Source organism: Kitasatospora sp. NPDC001119 (genome assembly GCF_053598475.1).
The window spans coordinates 1-17,951 of record NZ_JBSFKI010000012.1 but is presented as its reverse complement, the minus strand read 5'-3'; the positions used below and the strand labels follow the sequence as shown (position 1 = coordinate 17,951).

The following is a 17,951-nucleotide window of genomic DNA, read 5'->3' as shown; positions in this document are numbered from 1 at the left end:
CCGTGACGAACTGTTACGGAGTTACGACAAACGGTCGTCTGCGGAACGGGTGACCGCTCCCCCGGACGGCCTCCGGTCAGGCCTTGACCGGCGCCGCGTCCAGCTTGGCGACCAGAGCCGTCACCTTTCGGGCGATGTCCGGGGCGTTCAGGCCGATCTCGGCCAGGATCTCGGCCCGGCTGGCGTGGTCCAGGAACTCCTGCGGGATGCCGAAGTCGCGCACCGGCAGGTCCACGTCCGCGTCCCGCAGCGCCTGCGCCACGGCGGCGCCGACGCCGCCCACCCGGCCGTTGTCCTCGATCGTGACGACCACCCGGTGCTCGGCGGCCAGGCCCGGCAGGGCCGCGTCCACCGGCTTGACCCAGCGCGGGTCCACCACGGTGGCGGTGACGCCCTGGGCGGCCAGCACGTCGGCGACCTCCAGGCTGGTGGGGGCCATCGCGCCGACCGAGACGATCAGCACGTCGGCGCGGTGGGCGCCGGAGGGCTCCTCGGCGGCGCGCAGCACGTCCATGCCGCCGATCCGGCCGACCGCGGGGACGGCCGGGCCGACCGTGCCCTTGGAGTAGCGGACCACGGTCGGGGCGTCCTTGACCTCGACGGCCTCGCGCAGCTGCGCGCGGACCTGGTCGGCGTCGCGCGGGGCGGCCAGCCGCAGGGTCGGGATGATCTGCAGCATCGACATGTCCCACATGCCGTTGTGCGAGGCACCGTCGTCGCCGGTGACGCCGGCCCGGTCCAGGACGAAGGTGACGCCCAGCTTGTGCAGGGCGACGTCCATCAGGACCTGGTCGAAGGCCCGGTTGAGGAAGGTCGCGTAGACCGCGAACACCGGGTGCAGGCCGTTGGTGGCCAGGCCGGCGGCGCTGGTGACGGCGTGCTGCTCGGCGATGCCGACATCGAAGATCCGGTCCGGGAAGGCCTCGGCGAACGGGGCCAGGCCCACCGGGTGGAGCATCGCGGCGGTGATGCCGACGATGTCCTCGCGCTCGTGGCCGAGCGCGACCATCTCCTCGGCGAAGACCGAGGTCCAGCTCCGGCCGCCGCCGCTCGTGATCGGCAGGCCGGTCTCCGGGTGGATCTTGCCGACCGCGTGGAAGCGGTCCTCGTCGTTGTTCTCGGCGGCGTGGTAGCCGCGGCCCTTCTCGGTGAGGCAGTGCACGATCACCGGGCCGCCGAAGCCGCGCGCCTTGGTCAGCGCGGACTCCAGGGCGGCCATGTCGTGGCCGTCGATCGGGCCGATGTACTTGAGGCCGAGGTCCTCGAACATGCCCTGCGGGGCGATGAAGTCCTTGAGGCCCTTCTTGGCGCCGTGCAGCGTCTCGAACAGCTGCTGGCCGACCACCGGGGTGCGCTGGAGCGCGTCCTTGCCCCAGGACAGGAAGCGCTCGTAGCCCTGGGTGGTGCGCAGGGTGGCGAGGTGGTTGGCCAGGCCGCCGATGGTCGGGGAGTACGAGCGCTCGTTGTCGTTCACGACGATGACGAGCGGACGGTCCTTGGCGTCGGCGATGTTGTTGAGCGCCTCCCAGGCCATGCCGCCGGTGAGCGCGCCGTCGCCGATCACCGCGACGACCGGGTCGTTCTTGCCCAGGATCTGGTTGGCCTTGGCCAGGCCGTCGGCGTACGAGAGGACCGTGGAGGCGTGCGAGTTCTCGATCACGTCGTGCTCGGACTCGGCCCGGGACGGGTAGCCGGACAGGCCGCCCTTCATCCGCAGCCGGGAGAAGTCCTGGCGGCCGGTGAGCAGCTTGTGGACGTAGCTCTGGTGGCCGGTGTCGAAGAGGATGCGGTCGCGCGGGGAGTCGAAGACCCGGTGCAGCGCGATGGTGAGCTCCACCACGCCGAGGTTGGGCCCGAGGTGGCCACCCGTCTTGGAGACCTCGGTCACCAGGAAGGTCCGGATCTCCTGGGCCAGTGCGGCCAGCTGTCCGGGCGTGAGCCGGTCGAGATCGCGCGGTCCCCGAATGCGGGTCAGCAGGGCCACCCGTTCCTCCTCGTTCAGTGTTCGCGGACCACGGACGGTCCGACGGGCGTCGCTGCCCGGCCCGGCGGCAGTCCGACGGTCCGGCCGGTGGCGACCGGTCGAGTCTAATGTCCGCCTGCCGGACACCAAGCGGCGCGCCCGGTGCCACCGTTCGGTTACCGCCATTCCGGGAGGTCGGGCCGGGAAGCCGGGTCACCTCAGGTTGACGTACAGGCGTTTGAATACGCGGGCGGGCCGGACGGCGGTGTCAGGCGCGGCCCAGCGCGCCCGACTCCCCCATCTCGCTCATCACCAGGGCCAGCGCGCCGAGCACCTCGGCCCGGCCGCCGAGGGTGCCGGGGACGACCGAGAGCTGACGGGCCGCGCTCGGGATCGCGTACCGGGCCACCGAGTCCCGGATCGGGGCGAGCACCAGCTCACCGGCCTCGGCGAGGTCCCCGCCGAGGATCACCCGGCGGGGGTTCAGCAGGTTGCAGAGGGTGGCGACGCCGGTGCCGATCTGCCGGCCCGCGTCGGCGATCACCCGGCGGCAGCCGAGGTCGCCCTGCTGGGCCAGCTCGACCACCCGGGGCAGGCTGAGGTCCTGGCCGAGGGTGGGGGCGAGCAGCGAGAGCAGGTAGCGGGAACCGACGAAGGTCTCCAGGCAGCCACGGTTGCCGCAGCGGCAGACCGGCCCCGCCTCGTCCAGGGTGATGTGCCCGATCTCACCCGCGGTACCGCCCGGGCCGCGGTAGATCTGGCCGTTCACCACCAGCCCGGCGCCGACCCCGCTGGCGACCTTGATGTAGGCGAGGTCGCTCAGCCCGCGGCCGGCGCCCCAGACCAGCTCGCCGAGCGCGCCCAGGTTGGCGTCGTTGTCCACGTGCACCGGCATGCCGAGCCGCTCGGCCAGCTCCCGGCCCGGGGCGATGCCCGTCCAGCCGGGCAGGATCGCGGTGGAGCCGAGCGCGCCGGTCTCCACGTCGATCGGGCCGGGCACGCCGAGGCCGACGCCGATCACCTTGTCGGAACGGAAGCCCGCCTGCGTCAGCAGCCGTTCGACCATCGCCTCGGCGCGGTCGAAGCCCTGCTGGGCGGAGACGTCGACGTCGATCGGGGCGCTCTCCTCGGCCAGCACCCGGTGGGCCAGGTTGCCGACCGCGACGCGCAGGTGGGTGTGGCCGAAGTCGATGCCGACCACGATGCCGGCGTCCCCGCTGAGCGAGACGCTGCGGGCGCGGCGGCCGCCGGAGGAGGTGTCGGCGACCACGACGGTGCCGCTCTCCTTCAACTCCCGCACGATGTTGGACACGGTGGCCGCGGACAGTCCGGTGCCGCGGGCGATCTCGGCCTGGGTCAGCGAGCCGGCCATCCGCACCGCGCGGAGCACCCGTTCCAGGTTCGCCCGGTGCAGCGACGACTGCGAGCCCGGTGTGTCCGTCGACATGATCCACCCTCCCAGGGCGGGGACCCCTCCGCCGGGCGTCCCCTTCAACTCCTGAAGGGTACGGCCCGGGGGCCCGGGCGGGGATCCCGGCTGCGGCGGGCGGGCGCGCCAGGGGGCGCGGACGGCGGCCGCCCGGCGCGGGCCGGCGAGCGGGGGCGCGGGCGTGGGGGCGGGGTGATCGGGGGGTGAAGGTGTTGCGCGGCCCGGGCCTGCGGGGACGGGGAACCGCTGTCCTGGCGACGGCCGAAAACCACGCACCACTAACATGGTGCCACTTCTCACCCGTCCCATCGGGGCCGTGGACGGCACCGCCAGGGGGACGCATCCAGACATGACGGGGAATCAGATGGCAGGGGATCACCCTACGCCGGGTGCAGGCGAAACGCCCGGCAGCGGTCCGCAGGACAACCGGGGCGTCTCGTTCGGGCGCCCGCCGGGCGGCGGTGTCGATCCGGCCGCCGTCGCGGACCAGATGACGCAGCTCGACGGCGCCGCCGTCCCGGGGCAGGTCACCCCGGGCCCGGTCGCGCCCGCGGGCCCGCCGCCCGGCCAGCCGCCGGCACCGCCCGTGCAGCCGCCCGCGCAGCCGTCGGTCGGCAGCCCGGAGTACGCGGCGTACGCGCCGACCGCGCCCGGGTTCCCCAGCCAGGCCCCGCCGCCGCCCGGTGCCGCGCCGGTCGGCCCGTACGACCCGGTCCCCGGTGCCCCGTACGGCGCCCCGGACGCCGGGCAGGCCTACAACCCGGGCGGCTACAACTACCCGCAGCAGCCCGGGTACGGCTACCCCGTCGCGCCGGTCGCGCCCAAGCAGCGCAACCCGGTGATGCTGTGGGGCGGGATCATCGGCGGTGTGCTGGCGATCTCGATCGTGGTCGCCCTGGTCGTCCTGCTCAAGGACCCCAAGCCCGCCCCCGACCCGGGCCCGGACCCGGTCAGCACCGGCACCACCGACAACGGCGGGACCAGCAGCGGCCCCACCCCCGGCCCCGCTCCCAAGGGCGCCACCTTCAACGTCGCCTGGAGCGCCCCCAAGCCGGCCAACGCGGACAGCTCGAACCAGATGCTCGGCGTCTGGGGCACCGACAAGCTCGCGGTGCGCGTCGACAGCTCCGGGATCAGGGCCTTCAACCTGACCGACGGCAAGGAGGCGTGGACCATCGCCGCCCCGGCCGGCAGCAAGGAGCTGTGCACCGCCTCGTACGCCGCCAACTCCAAGGGCGTCGCCGCCGTCTCCTTCAACACCGGTGACAGCGACTGCTCCACCGTCGGCGCCATCGACCTGACCCAGGGCAAGCTGCTCTGGAGCGTCAAGGTCTCGGCCGACCGGATGTCCTCGCCGACCCTCAGCGTCACCGAGAACGTCGTCGCCGTCGGCGGCAACGCCGTCGCCGCCCTGAACATCGCCAACGGCCAGCCCGCCTGGCAGTACCAGCCGCGCGACAAGGACTGCGTCCTGCGCGGCAAGGCGGCCGGCGCCCAGATCGCGGTCAGCGACCGCTGCTACGGCACCAGCGGCCCGAAGTCGCAGCTGGTCATCGTCAACGCCGAGACCGGCAAGCCGGCCAGCACCCCGATCACCCTCACCGGCAACATCGAGGAGGTCGACTCGGTCGTCCAGGACAAGCCGCTGGTGCTGCTGATGGGCAACGGCCCGCAGGGCGACTACGTCCTGCCGTTCGACAAGGACAACAAGCCGGGCACCCAGATGTCCGTCAAGGAGCCCGGCGCGGACAGCCTGCGCCTCTCCGGCCAGAACGAGGCCCTCACCCGCAACGTGGTCAGCGGCACCACGCTGTACGTCCAGGTCAGCGGCGGCAAGCCGGGCATCAACGCCTACGACCTGAACACCGGCAAGCGGCTGTGGTCGGCCAACTCCGGTTCGACGAGCAACGACATGCGCCTGGTGGCCGGGACCGACAAGGACGGCAAGGTCCGCGCGATCGTCGACCAGGGCTACAACAAGCCGGCCCGGCTGGTGACGCTCTCGCCCACCGACGGCTCGATGTCCGACCTCGGCACCATGACGATGCCGAGCAGCATGGGCATCGGCAGCAGCACCTCCGAGTACCTGGTCTCGGACGACGGCGCCGCCGTCTACGCGTTCCGCCGCTACAGCGCCAGCGACGGTCCGCTGACCAAGTGGAAGAAGTGACGCCGGGGCGCCTCCGGGGCTGATCCCGGGGGCGTGGCCCCTCGTCGCGGGCCGCGCGGCGACCGACACGGGCGGGGCGGGCACGGGCTGATCGCCCGGGCCCGCCCCGCCTGTGATTTTTCGGCCGCCCCGTCCGTTGGACGTGCGAGGATTCGGACCATCAGTCTGACAAAGGAGTGCAGCGAGTGCCCGGCACAAACCTGACCCGTGAGGAGGCCCGCACCCGGGCCGACCTCCTCCACGTGGACGCGTACGACATCGAGCTCGACCTCGGTTCGGCCCGCGAGGGCGGTACCTTCCGGTCCACCACCGTGGTCCGGTTCACCGCCACCACCCCGGGGGCGGAGACCTTCATCGACCTGGTCGCCCCGAGCGTCGAGGAGATCACCCTCAACGGCGTGCGGCTCGACCCGGCGACCTTCGCCGACAGCCGCATCCCGCTGCCGGGCCTCGCCGCCGAGAACGAGCTGCGGGTCGTCGCGAACTGCGAGTACACCAACACCGGTGAGGGCCTGCACCGGTTCGTCGACCCGGTCGACGGCGAGACCTACCTGTACACCCAGTTCGAGGTGCCGGACGCCCGCCGGGTCTTCGCCAACTTCGAGCAGCCCGACCTGAAGGCCGCGTTCGCGTTCACCGTGACCGTGCCGGAGGGCTGGGTCGTGGTCTCCAACTCGCCGACCCCGGAGCCGGTCGGCGAGGGCGACACCCGGGTCTGGACGTTCGAGCCCACCGGCCGGATCTCCACCTACATCACCGCGCTCGTCGCCGGCCCGTACGTCGGGGTCTTCGACACCTACGAGAACGGCGAGCAGAAGGTGCCGCTGGGCGTCTACTGCCGGCCCTCGCTGCGCGAGTTCCTGGACCCGGAGGCCGTCTTCGAGGTCACCAAGCAGGGCTTCGACTACTTCCAGGAGAAGTTCGACTTCCCGTACCCGTTCGCCAAGTACGACCAGCTCTTCGTCCCGGAGTTCAACGCCGGCGCGATGGAGAACGCGGGCGCCGTCACCCTGCGCGACCAGTACGTGTTCCGCTCCAAGGTCACCGACGCCGCGTACGAGGCCCGGGCCGCGACGATCCTGCACGAGCTCGCCCACATGTGGTTCGGCGACCTCGTCACCATGGAGTGGTGGAACGACCTCTGGCTCAACGAGTCCTTCGCGACCTACGCCGAGGCGGTCTGCCAGGCCGAGGCCCCGGGCTCCAAGTGGCCGCACTCCTGGACCACCTTCGCCAACCAGATGAAGACCTGGGCGTACCGGCAGGACCAGCTGCCGTCCACCCACCCGATCATGGCGGACATCAACGACCTGGAGGACGTCCAGGTCAACTTCGACGGCATCACCTACGCCAAGGGCGCCTCGGTGCTCAAGCAGCTGGTGGCGTACGTCGGCCAGGACGCCTTCTTCCAGGGCGTGCAGGCGTACTTCAAGCGCCACGCCTGGGGCAACACCCGGCTCAGCGACCTGCTCGGCGCCCTGGAGGAGGCCAGCGGCCGCGACCTCAAGGCCTGGTCCAAGGCCTGGCTGGAGACCGCCGGCATCAACGTGCTGCGGCCCTCGATCGTGCTCAACACCGACGGCGAGATCGAGTCCTTCGCGGTGCTCCAGGAGGCCCCCGCGCTGCCCGCCGGCGCCAAGGGCGAGGCCGTGCTGCGGCCGCACCGCATCGCGATCGGCCTGTACGAGCTGAACGGCGACGCGCTGGTGCGCACCGACCGGATCGAGCTGGACGTCGACGGCCCGCGCACCGAGGTGCCCGAGCTGGTCGGCCGGCACCGCCCGGCCGTCGTGCTGCTGAACGACGACGACCTCTCGTACGCCAAGATCCGGCTGGACGAGGACTCGCTGGCCGTCGTCACCGAGCACCTCGGCGGCTTCACCGAGTCGCTGCCGCGCGCGCTGTGCTGGGCCTCCGCCTGGGACATGACCCGCGACGGCGAGCTGGCCGCCCGCGACTACCTGGCGCTGGCGCTGTCCGGCATCGGGCGCGAGAGCGACATCGGCGTGGTGCAGTCCGTGCACCGCCAGGTCAAGCTCGCCCTCGACGCCTACACCGACCCGCAGTGGCGCGACCAGGGCCTCGACCGCTGGGCCGCCGCCGCGGAGGAGCACCTGCGCGCCGCCGAGCCCGGCAGCGACCACCAGCTGGCCTGGGCCCGCGCCCTCGCCTCGGTCGCCCGTACCGACGGTCAGCTGGGCCTGCTCGCCGGGCTGCTGGACGGCTCGGTCGAGATCAAGGGCCTCGCGGTGGACACCGAGCTGCGCTGGACCCTGCTGGTGCGCCTCGCCGCCACCGGCCGGGCCGACGAGGCCGCCATCGCCGCCGAGCTGGAGCGGGACAACACCGCGGCCGGCCAGGAGCACGCGGCCACCTGCCGCGCCGCCCGGCCGACCGCCGGGGCCAAGGCGGAGGCCTGGGCGTCGGTGGTGGAGTCCGACAAGCTGACGAACTATGTGCAGGAGGCCGTCATCGCCGGCTTCCAGCAGTCCGACCAGCGCGAGCTGCTCGCGCCGTACGCGGCGAAGTACTTCGCGGCGGTCAAGGGCGTCTGGGAGACCCGCAGCCACGAGATCTCGCAGCAGATCATCGTCGGGCTGTACCCGGCCCTCCAGGTGACGGCCGCGACCCTGGAGGCCACCGACGCGTGGCTGGCCTCGGCCGAGCCGGCCCCGGCGCTGCGGCGCCAGGTCGTCGAGGCCCGGGCGGGCGTCGAGCGCGCGCTCAAGGCCCAGGCGGCCGACCGTGCGGCGGGCGGCCGCTGACGGTCTCCTCGCAACCGCGAAGGGGCGCCGGACGGGATCGTCCGGCGCCCCTTCGGGGTCTTGCGGGCCTTGCGGGTGGTGCGGGTGGTGCGGGCTCTGCAGGTCGTACGGGACCTGCGAGCCCTGCGGGTCGTGCGAGTCCTGGGGACGTCTGCGCGGGTGTTACTTCTTCTTGCCCTTGCCGTAGGGCAGGCCCGCCAGACCGGCGATCACCGCGAAGGCGACCAGTGGGAGAAACACGTACAGGCCGAGGGTCTGGCCCACGCTCAGGCCGGAACCGGGGTCATCACCGTCGTCCCTGGTGAAGGCCATGGCGGGCGACGACAGCAGCATCATCAGCGTGACCGTTGCGGAGACCGCGCCGGCTCGCAAAGCGTTCCTCTTGTCCACGTTTCCAACTTACCCGCCGCTTACGGGGGCGCGCTCGTCGGGGTCGGTCGGGCGGGACGGGAGGACGTGCCTCGGGGCCGACCCGGCGGAACCGCGCGGGGCCAGGAGCCGGGCGAGCAGGCCTGCGGCGGGGGCGGTGGCCAGCCGTTCGAGGGTGACCGGGTCGCCGGAGCCGTCCGCGACCGGCAGGCGCCAGTTCGGGTACTGGTCCCAGGTGCCGGGCAGGTTCTGCGGGCGCGGGTCCCCGACCAGGTCCGGCAGCCAGACCCCGACCAGCTCCGCCGGGGTGGCCCGCAGGAAGCGGTACAGCACCGGCATCGTCAGCGGCTCGCCCTCGGCCAGCAGCCCGAGCCGGCCCAGCTCGGCCCGCCAGTCCGCCAGCTCCGCCGCCGCCTGCCCCTGCTCCTCCCCCAGCGGCCGGGCCAGCAGGCCCAGCCGGTGCCGCAGCTCGACGTGCTCGCCGGAGAGCCGGGCCGCGGTGCTGGGCAGGTCGTGGGTGGTGAGGGTGGCCAGGCAGCCGGACCGCCAGCGGTCCGGGCCGAGGATCGCGCCGTCGCCCCGCCAGTCCCGCTCGAACCAGAGCACGGACGTACCGAGCACCCCGCGCGCCGCCAGCTCCTCCCGCACCCCCGGCTCCACCGTGCCGAGGTCCTCGCCGATCACCGCCGTCCCGGCCCGGTGCGCCTCCAGTGCCAGCACGCCGAGCATCGCCTCGGCGTCGTAGCGCACGTACGCGCCCTCGGTCGGCGGGTGCCCCTGCGGCACCCACCAGAGCCGGAACAGGCCCATCACGTGGTCGATCCGCAGGGCCCCCGCGTGCCGGGCGGTGGCCCGCAGCAGCTCCGCGTACGGGGCGTAGCCGGCCTCGGCGAGCGCGTCCGGGCGCCAGGGCGGCAGGCCCCAGTCCTGGCCGTGGGCGTTGAAGGCGTCCGGCGGGGCGCCGACCGAGATGCCGCCGGCCAGCACGTCCCGCAGCGCCCAGGCGTCCGCGCCGTCCGGGTGGACGCCGACGGCCAGGTCGTGGATCAGGCCGACCGGCATGCCGGCCTCGCGGGCCGCCCGCTGGGCGTGGGCGAGCTGCTGGTCGACCTGCCAGGCGAGCCAGCGGTGGAACTCGACCCGCTCCTCCAGCTCCTTGGCGGCGTGCTCGACCTGTGGGCCGTCCGGGTGACGCAGCCCCTTCGGCCAGTGGTGCCAGTCGGTGCCGTGCTCCTCGGCCAGGGCGTTCCACAGCGCGTGCCGGTACAGCCACTCGCCCTCGCGGAGCCGGTACGCGTCGTACTCGGCCTGCCGCCCGGGGCCGCGCGGCACCTCGTGCAGCAGCTCCAGGGCCTCGCGCTTGAGCAGCCAGACGGCGTCCCGGTCGATCAGGGCGTCGTGGACCAGCACCTCGTCGCGGAGCCGGGCGGCCCGCCGGGTCAGCTCCTCGGCCTGCTCGCGCCCGGCGCCGGTCAGGTAGGCGTACTCGGGGACGGCCTCGATCCGCAGGTGCACCGGGTCGGCGAAGCGGCGCGAGGACGGGCGGTACGGGGACGGGTCGGAGGGGGCGCCGGGCAGGGCCTGGTGCAGCGGGTTGATCTGCACAAAGCCCGCACCGAGGCCGGCCCCCGCCCACCGGGCCAGCTCGACGAGGTCCCCGAGGTCGCCCATGCCCCACGACCGCTCGGAGAGCACGGAGTACAGCTGGGCGAGGAACCCCCAGCTGCGGCCCGGGAGTTGCGGCAGCCGCTCCGGGGCGACCACCAGCGCGGCCCGCGCGGTCCTCGTGCCGGTTTCCGCCGTGAGCACGTGGCGCCCCAGCGGCAGGTCCCCCGGCACCCAGTGCGAGTGCCCCTGCGGCAGCTCCCAACTCCCGCCGTCCTCCAGCTCCACCCGCAACCGGGCGTCCGCCGGCACGTCCAGCGCCGTCCGCCGCCCCTGCCGGACCACCACGCACGGCGGCAGCAACCGGGCCCGCTGCCCGGCCCGGTGACGCTCCAGCGCCTCCCCCACCTCCTGCGGCGACCCGGCCGCCACCCCCATCGCCCCCAGCACCGCCACCAGCGTCCGCGCCCCCACCGCCTGCCCGCCCGGCCCCGGGTACCGGACGTCCACCCCGTACGCCCGCGCCAGCGCCACCAGTTCGGCGGGCGGCGGCGGGGCATCCTGCGCCGGTACCTGCTCGGCTCCGTCACTGTCGTGGTAAGCGGCCACTCGCGGCTCCTGCGATGTCTCGGCAACGCCCGTTCAGGACAGCCACAGTCCTACCCGCGTGACACCACGATCACCCAGCGCGACACGACGCCGGCGGGCGGACCCTCGGGGGGTGGGGGCGGGTCGGCAGGACTTCAGGGCGTCGGTGTGGAAGGTGTCGGCATTCGTCGTGGTCGTGTCGCCGTCCTCCTTGTCCATGGGTGAGGACCTCGCCGTCCGTCAGCTGCTCCGGGTCTGGAGCTGGCCGCGGTGGCAGGCGACGGGGGGTCAGCGCGGGGGCCGACCGTACAGGCTGGGGACGGCCGCCGCCTGGGATGTGCCGTGAAGCCCGGTGCCCGCGGGTGTTTCCGGGCTGGTCCGGCATGCAATGAAACGGCGCAAAACGGTCATAGCACTCGGCGGCGTTGACACCGGATCGGCCAGCTGGTGGGGTTGCGGACGATGTGGTCGTGGCCTGGCGAGGAGGCTCCTGTGCAAGCCCGAGTGTCCGTAGCGGCCGGGCGGCGGCTCAGGTCGCAACTGGAGCAGAGTCCGGCGTTGCGGGAGGTGCTGCAGCACCCCGCGGCGGAGGCGGCGCGGCGGGCCACGGCGCGGACGTGCCGTCAGTTGGCGCCGCGGACGGCGGACCGGCTGATCGCCGATCTCAAGGGCACCGAGCCGCTGTTGGCGTCGGTGCGCGAGGAGCGCGCGGACCGGGCGGACCGGGCCGGGCGGCCGGGGCGGCGGGCGATGCAGATCGCGGCCGGGGTCGCGGCCGCGGCGGTGGTCGGCGGGCTGCTGGCCGGTTCGCTGCCGTCGGCGGCGGCCACGGCCGCCTCGACGGCCTCGGACGTGGTGAGCACCGCGCCGCAGACGCCGCTGGGCAGCGTGACCGACCCGAAGGTGTTCCCGAAGCCGCAGCAGCAGACCGTGGCGGGCAAGCCCGTCGCGGTGCCGTCCGCCGTGACGTTGGTGAGCGCGCCCAAGGCGGACATCGGCGCGGTGCGGGCCGTCCAGGAGGTGCTGGAGGTCGCCGGGGCTGGCGAGGTGACGCCGCGTCCGGACGGCGGGACGCCGGCCGCCGGGACGCTGGTGGTGTACGTCGGCGGGCCCGCCGAGGGCGCCGGCGGCGAGGTGGACCGGGTGCTGCGGCAGCTGTCCGCCGCCGCGGGCGGCAAGGACGGCGCCGGGCCGACGACCGCGGGGATGCCGGCCGGCGGGTACGTGCTGTCGGCCGGTCAGCTGCCCGCCCAGGGCGGCGGGACGTACGGCGCCGTGGTGCTGGCCGGCGTGGACGCCACCGGCACCTTCTACGCCGCGCAGAGCCTGCGTCAGCTGCTCGCCGCCGTACCGGCCGGGCAGGGGCAGGCGCCGGGTGCGGCCGGGCTCGGCCTGCCCGGGATCACGCTGCGGGACTGGCCGACCGGCGCCCCGGTGCGCGGCGTCACGGAGGGCTTCTACGGCACCCCGTGGACCGCGCAGCAGCGGCTGGAGCAGGTCGACTTCCTGGGCCGCTCCAAGCAGAACTTCTACCTCTACGCGCCCGGTGACGACCCGTACCGGCTCTCCCGCTGGCGCACCGCCTACCCCGCGGCCCAGGCCGAGGAGCTGCGCGAACTGGGCTTCCGGGCACGGCAGAACCACGTCACGCTCGGCTACGCGATCGACCCGGGGCAGTCCCTCTGCTTCAGCTCCGGCAAGGACGTGGACGCCCTGGTGAACAAGCTGGACGGGCTGCGCAAGCTCGGCTTCACCGCCTTCCAGCTGCAGTTCCTGGACGTCAGCTACGACGAGTGGCACTGCGGCGACGACCGCGACGAGTACGGCACCGGGCCCGCCGCGGCCGCCAAGGCCCAGGCCGAGCTGGTGAAGAAGGTGCAGGACCGGCTGATCGCGAAGAACCCGGGCCTGGCGCCGCTGTCCGTCGTCCCCACCGAGTACCACCAGCAGGGCTCCACCCCGTACCGCAAGGCGCTGGCGGCGGCCCTGCCGGAGGGCGTGCAGGTGGCCTGGAGCGGGGTCGGGGTGATCCCGGAGAAGATCACCGGCGCCCAGGCCTCGGACACCGCCGGGCTGTACGGGCACCCGCTGCTCACCATGGACAACTACCCGGTCAACGACGCCACCCCGGACCGGCTCTTCCTCGGCGCCTACACCGGGCGCGACCCGGAGGTGGCCACCCGCTCGGCGGCGCTGCTGACCGGCGCGATGCAGCAGCCGGTGGCCTCCCGGATCGCCGTGTCGACGGCCGGCGACTTCGCCTGGAACCCGGCCGGCTACAAGCCGGACGAGTCCTGGCAGGCCGCCGTGCGCTCGCTGGCCGGGCCGACCGGCGCCGCCCCGACGCCCGTCGGGACGGCGCTGTCCGCCGTCACCGCGCTGGCCGGGAACAGCACCTCCTCCCCGCTGTCCAAGCAGGAGTCCGGCTACCTGGCACCGCTGCTGGACCGGTTCTGGGCGGCCGCCGAGCCGACCTCCGGCGCCGCCCCCGACCTCGCCCGGCTGATCGAGGCCGCCGCCCCGCTGCGGGACGCCTTCGCCACCATGGCCACCGCCCAGCAGACCCTGGCCGGCACCCCGGCCACCACCCAGCTGGCCGGCGAGGCCGCGCCCTGGCTGGGCCCGCTGCGCGACTACGGGCTGGCCGGGCAGTCCGCCCTCGACATGCTGCTGGCGCAGCACGGCGGCGACGGCACGGCGGCCTGGAAGGCCCGGGTCGAGCTCAACCGGCTGCGCGAGCAGCTGGACCGGGCCCCGGCCACCGTCGGCGCCGGGGTGCTCGGCCCGTTCCTGGACCGCGCCGTGCGCGCCGCCGACAACTGGTCGGGCGTGGGTGGCGGCGCCGCCACCCCGACCACCACCCTCGGCACCGCCCAGGACCACCTGCCCGCGCTGATGACCGACGGCGTGGCCGACACCTTCTACTGGAGCTCCGCTCCCCCGCAGCCCGGCGACGCCGTCGGCCTGGACCTCGGCGCGGGCCGCCCGGTCAGCGGCGTGACCGTGCTGATGGGCGGCTGGGGCAACGGCCCGGACGCCCGGACCGCCGCCGACGACTACATCCGCGACGGCGTGCTGGAGTACTCCACCGGCGAGGGCGGCTGGAAGCAGCTCGCCACCGTCAAGAACCAGAAGACGGTCAGCGCCCAGCTCCCGCCGGGCACCGTGGTCCGGGCGGTGCGGCTGCGCGCCACCGCCGCGCAGAAGACCGCCGTCGCGGTGCGCGAGTTCACCGTCACCGCCCCGGACGATTCCCCGGCCAGCGTCAGCGGCGGCCCCGACGCGGTGCCCGGCTCCTCCGCCGCCGCCGTGCTGGACGGCAACCCGGACACCGCGTACCGGGCCGCCAAGGCGCCGACCGCGATGGACGAGCCGCTCACCGTCGAGCTCGGCGCGGCCCGCCCGCTGGACCGGCTCACCGTGCTGACCGACCCGGCCGTGCGCGCCACCGCCACCCTCGCGGTGCGCCGGGCCGACGGCACCTGGGCCGACATCGGCACCGTGCAGCCCGGCTACAACGAGCTGTCGGCCGGCGGCCAGCCCGCCGACGCGTTCCGGCTGACCTGGAAGCCCGGCGGCGACCCTCCGGTGGTCAACCAGGTGATCCCCTGGTACGCGGACGCCCCGGCGGCCCGGCTCAGCCTCTCCGACCCGGCCCTGGACGTGGTCACCGGCGCCTCCGCGCCCGTGACCACCCGGGCCACCGTGGAGGCCGGCCGCCCCGAGGGCACCACCGGCGAGCTGCGCACCGAGGTGCCGCCCGCCGCCAAGGGCCTGACCGTGGCCCCGGTCGGCCCGGTGACCGTGCCGCGCGGCGGCCGGGTGGGCGTGCCGCTGCTGGTCAGCGCCACCGCGGAGACGCCGTCCGGGACGTACCGGGTGCCGGTGCAGTTCGTGGCCGGCGGCACCACCGTCCGGCAGGTGCTCCAGGTCCACGTGGTGCCGCCCACCGGCGGCCCGGACCTGGCGCTCGGCGCCAAGGCCACCTCCTCGGGCGACGAGACGGCGAACTTCCCGGCCTCGGCGGTCACCGACGGCGACCCGAAGACCCGCTGGTCCTCCCCGGCCAAGGACGACGCCTGGGTGCGGCTGGAACTGCCGCAGGCGACCAGGCTGGGCTCGGCGGTGCTGCACTGGCAGGCCGCGTACGCCGCCTCGTACAAGATCCAGGTCTCGGCGGACGGGAACACCTGGACCGACGCCGCGACGGTGGACAACGGCAAGGGCGGCGACGAGACGGTGCGCTTCGACGCGCCCAACGTCCGGTACCTCCGGGTGCAGGGCGTGGCGCGGGCGACCAAGTACGGCTACTCGCTGTGGGGCGTCGAGCTGTACGCGGTGACCCCGCCGGCCGCACCGCAGCCCCCGGCCGGCCAGGGCGGCGGCCAGACCGGCCAGCCCGGCGGCGCGCCCGGGACGCCGGCGACACCTCCGGCGGCGGCGGGCGGGTCCGCGCCCAAGCCGTAGCCGTGGCAGTAGCCGTGGTGGCCGTTGCCGGGCCCGGTCACGGGTGGGCGGAAACGCGGCGGGCCGCCGGCCCCCGGTGCGGGGGGCTCGGCGGCCCATGAGGCGCGTACCGACGGTGTGACGGGCGGGCCCTTGTGGAGCTGTGGTCAGGCGGAGAGCGGTTCGGGCTGCTCACCGCGGCGGACGGGGGCGGGGTGGCCCGAGTGGGCCCGGCCGAGCGGGACCGGGTGGACCGGCTGCTCGGTGCGGTCGTGGTGCTCGTACTCGCCCCACTGCGGGGCGCGCAGCTGGTCCGCGCCGCCGTAGGGCTCCAGGTAGGGCCGCCACCGCGGGTCCTTGATCCCGGTGCCGATGATGCGCCAGGCCAGGCCGCTGGGCGGCGCGGGTGGTCGTTTCATCCGCCAGCCGAGCTCGGTGAGGTGGCGGTCGGCCTTGGTGTGGTTGCAGCGGCGGCAGGCCGCCACCACGTTGTCCCACCGGTGCTGGCCACCGCGGCTGCGCGGGATGACGTGGTCGACGCTGGTGGCGGCGGCCCCGCAGTAGACGCAGCGGCCGTGGTCGCGGGCGAACAGCGCCCGGCGGGTGAGCGGGACGGGCCCGCAGAACGGGACCCGGACGAAGCGGGTCAGACGGACGACGGACGGCGCCGGAAGGGCGCTGGTGGCGCTGTGCAGAGTGACTTCCGAGTCCTCCAGGCTGACCGCCTTGTGGTTGAGGACCAGGATGAGTGCGCGGCGCATCGATACGACGCCGAGTGGCTCGTAGGACGCGTTGAGGACCAGGACATGCGGCACGGATGCCTCCTTGGACGCCTGCGGCGCGTGGCTCGCGCCGGGACGAGCGGTTGGATCGCGCCACTCGTGCGCGATCTCCCCCAGTGTCGCCTTACGCCTTTGTACGGCGCCACCACTCCTGTGTAACGGACCTGACGCGAACTCCGGGTGTGGTCTCTGTCATAGCCGGTATGCCCGGGGGAAGGTCGGGTTGCACCCGGGTGGCGGTGCGACGGGTCCCGGTGACTCCGGCGGGTCGCCCGCCGGGGGCACGGTTCGGCCGTCCGGAGCAGCGCCCCTCCTGCCCCGGACGGCCCCGGAGCCCCGGTTCGGGGGGAGCGTACGGGGGCGTTGACGGGGCGTTCGACACGCTCCGTACGCCCTTGGGCACACCCGTGCGGGGTTCCGGCGTGTCCGGGCCAGCCCGCGGCGGCGGATAGGCTGACGCCCACGGTCCGCGGGCCGCTTGCCGGCGGTGCGGGCCCACCACGCACCCCAGCCAGGAAGGTCCGCACGTGTTCAGCTCCGGTGCCACCGGTCCGTCCGACGCGTCCTCGACGCTCGCCAACCCGACCCCGGCCCCCAGCCCCACCGCGCAGCTGCCCGAGCTCGACCTGCGGATCCCGACCAGCGCGCAGGAGGTCTCGGACACCACCCGGCAGGCCGCCAGCTGGTTCGACACCCACTGGCAGGGCTGGGTGGCCTCCGGGCTGCGGATCGTCTTCATCATCGTGCTCGCGCTGGTGCTCCGGGCCGTCGTGCGCAAGCTGATCACCCAGCTGATAGGGCGGATGGCGCGCACCTCCGAGCACCAGGAGGAGAGCCGCCTGGGCGGGCTGCTGGCCAACACCGGGGTGGTGAACACCGAACGGCGCCAGCAGCGCTCGGAGGCGATCGGCTCGGTGCTGCGCAGCGTCGCCTCCTTCAGCATCCTGGGCACGGCGGCGCTGATGGTGCTCTCCGCGCTGGGCGTGAACCTGGCGCCGCTGCTGGCGAGCGCCGGTGTGGCCGGTGTGGCGATCGGTTTCGGCGCCCGGAACCTGGTCACCGACTTCCTCTCCGGGGTCTTCATGATCATGGAGGACCAGTACGGCGTCGGCGACGAGATCGACACCGGTGTCGCCACCGGCACGGTGCTGGAGGTCGGCCTGCGGGTCACCAAGCTGCGCGGCGGGAACGGCGAGATCTGGTACATCCGCAACGGCGAGGTGAAGCGGATCGCCAACATGAGCCAGGGCTGGGCGACCGCCTCGGTGGACGTCCAGGTCGGGTACAAGGAGGACCTGATCCGGGTCGAGGACCTGATCCTGGCGACGGCCGAGGAGATGGCCAAGGAGGCCCCGTACGACGAGCTGATCTGGGCTCCGGTGTCGATCCTGGGCGTGGAGTCGGTCGCCTCGGACTCGGTGGTGCTGCGGGTCGAGGCCAGGACCGCCCCGGGCAAGGCCGCCTCCGTCTCCCGGGCGCTGCGCCAGCGGCTGAAGGCGGCCTTCGACGGGGCCGGGATCAAGGTCAAGGAGGAGGTCGCCGCGGTGGCCGCCGGGGCGACCGGCGTGGTGATCGCCCCCTCCCCGGTCCCGGCCGCCGAACAGGCCGCACCCGCCGACCGGGTGGCCGAGCCCGTTCCGGCCCAGGCCCCGGTCCCGGCGGCGGCCCGGGCGGCGGACGACGCGTCGAAGCCGTAGCGGTTCGGCCGCACGGACACGGACGAAGCCCCGCTCCCACCACGGCGGTTTCCAGGGGTCGTTGCAACATGTGGTCGGTTTGATCAGGCCGCGACGAGTTTATGCAGGCGCTCGGCTGGGGTTTCCCAGCCGAGCGT

The 17,951-nt window shown here is 74.3% G+C and carries 8 protein-coding genes and 1 pseudogene; 4 read left to right on the top strand and 5 right to left on the bottom strand.

Features of this window, described 5'->3' with window-relative positions:
• Positions 1-76: 76 nt before the first annotated feature.
• Entirely contained in the window at positions 77-1,984 is a 1,908-nt protein-coding gene (gene dxs / locus ACWDD9_RS16715) for a 1-deoxy-D-xylulose-5-phosphate synthase (protein WP_449811919.1), read from the bottom strand.
• A 247-nt stretch (positions 1,985-2,231) separates the two neighbouring features.
• Positions 2,232-3,410: an ROK family transcriptional regulator gene (locus tag ACWDD9_RS16710; protein ID WP_049651274.1), complete on the bottom strand. Its 1,179-nt coding sequence runs from the start codon at positions 3,408-3,410 to the stop codon at positions 2,232-2,234.
• 472 nt (positions 3,411-3,882) lie between these two features.
• Between ACWDD9_RS16710 and ACWDD9_RS16705 the strand changes: the two genes are divergently transcribed.
• Positions 3,883-5,562 (top strand): outer membrane protein assembly factor BamB family protein, encoded by a 1,680-nt coding sequence (locus ACWDD9_RS16705; RefSeq protein WP_117489916.1) that lies wholly within the window; start codon positions 3,883-3,885, stop codon positions 5,560-5,562.
• A 185-nt stretch (positions 5,563-5,747) separates the two neighbouring features.
• Entirely contained in the window at positions 5,748-8,327 is a 2,580-nt protein-coding gene (gene pepN / locus ACWDD9_RS16700) for an aminopeptidase N (RefSeq protein WP_449811918.1), read from the top strand.
• 162 nt (positions 8,328-8,489) lie between these two features.
• On the opposite strand, the gene ACWDD9_RS16695 is transcribed toward pepN, so the two are convergent.
• Together ACWDD9_RS16695 and malQ are read right to left on the bottom strand one after the other, a co-directional pair.
• Positions 8,490-8,717, bottom strand: a complete 228-nt coding sequence (locus ACWDD9_RS16695; protein WP_030238515.1) for a hypothetical protein — start codon at positions 8,715-8,717, stop codon at positions 8,490-8,492.
• 9 nt (positions 8,718-8,726) lie between these two features.
• Positions 8,727-10,910: a 4-alpha-glucanotransferase gene (gene malQ, locus ACWDD9_RS16690; protein ID WP_449811917.1), complete on the bottom strand. Its 2,184-nt coding sequence runs from the start codon at positions 10,908-10,910 to the stop codon at positions 8,727-8,729.
• A 546-nt stretch (positions 10,911-11,456) separates the two neighbouring features.
• Here malQ and ACWDD9_RS16685 point away from each other — a divergent pair.
• Positions 11,457-15,356: a beta-N-acetylglucosaminidase domain-containing protein gene (locus ACWDD9_RS16685; RefSeq protein ID WP_449811985.1), complete on the top strand. Its 3,900-nt coding sequence runs from the start codon at positions 11,457-11,459 to the stop codon at positions 15,354-15,356.
• Positions 15,357-15,640: 284 nt separating this feature from the next.
• Here the strand turns inward: ACWDD9_RS16685 and ACWDD9_RS16680 are convergent.
• Positions 15,641-16,150 (bottom strand): annotated as a pseudogene (locus tag ACWDD9_RS16680) (HNH endonuclease); the annotation flags it as partial.
• Positions 16,151-16,644: 494 nt separating this feature from the next.
• Between ACWDD9_RS16680 and ACWDD9_RS16675 the strand changes: the two are divergent.
• On the top strand, positions 16,645-17,814 hold the full coding sequence (locus ACWDD9_RS16675) for a mechanosensitive ion channel family protein (RefSeq protein ID WP_388046029.1): 1,170 nt from the start codon (positions 16,645-16,647) through the stop codon (positions 17,812-17,814).
• Positions 17,815-17,951 lie beyond the last annotated feature (137 nt).

What these genes read in the sequence shown, in the direction of transcription:
- ACWDD9_RS16705 (WP_117489916.1), top strand. Translation starts at nt 3,883, where the DNA reads ATGACGCAGCTCGACGGCGCCGCCGTCCCGGGGCAGGTCACCCCGGGC.
- ACWDD9_RS16710 (WP_049651274.1), bottom strand. Translation starts at nt 3,410, where the DNA reads ATGTCGACGGACACACCGGGCTCGCAGTCGTCGCTGCACCGGGCGAAC.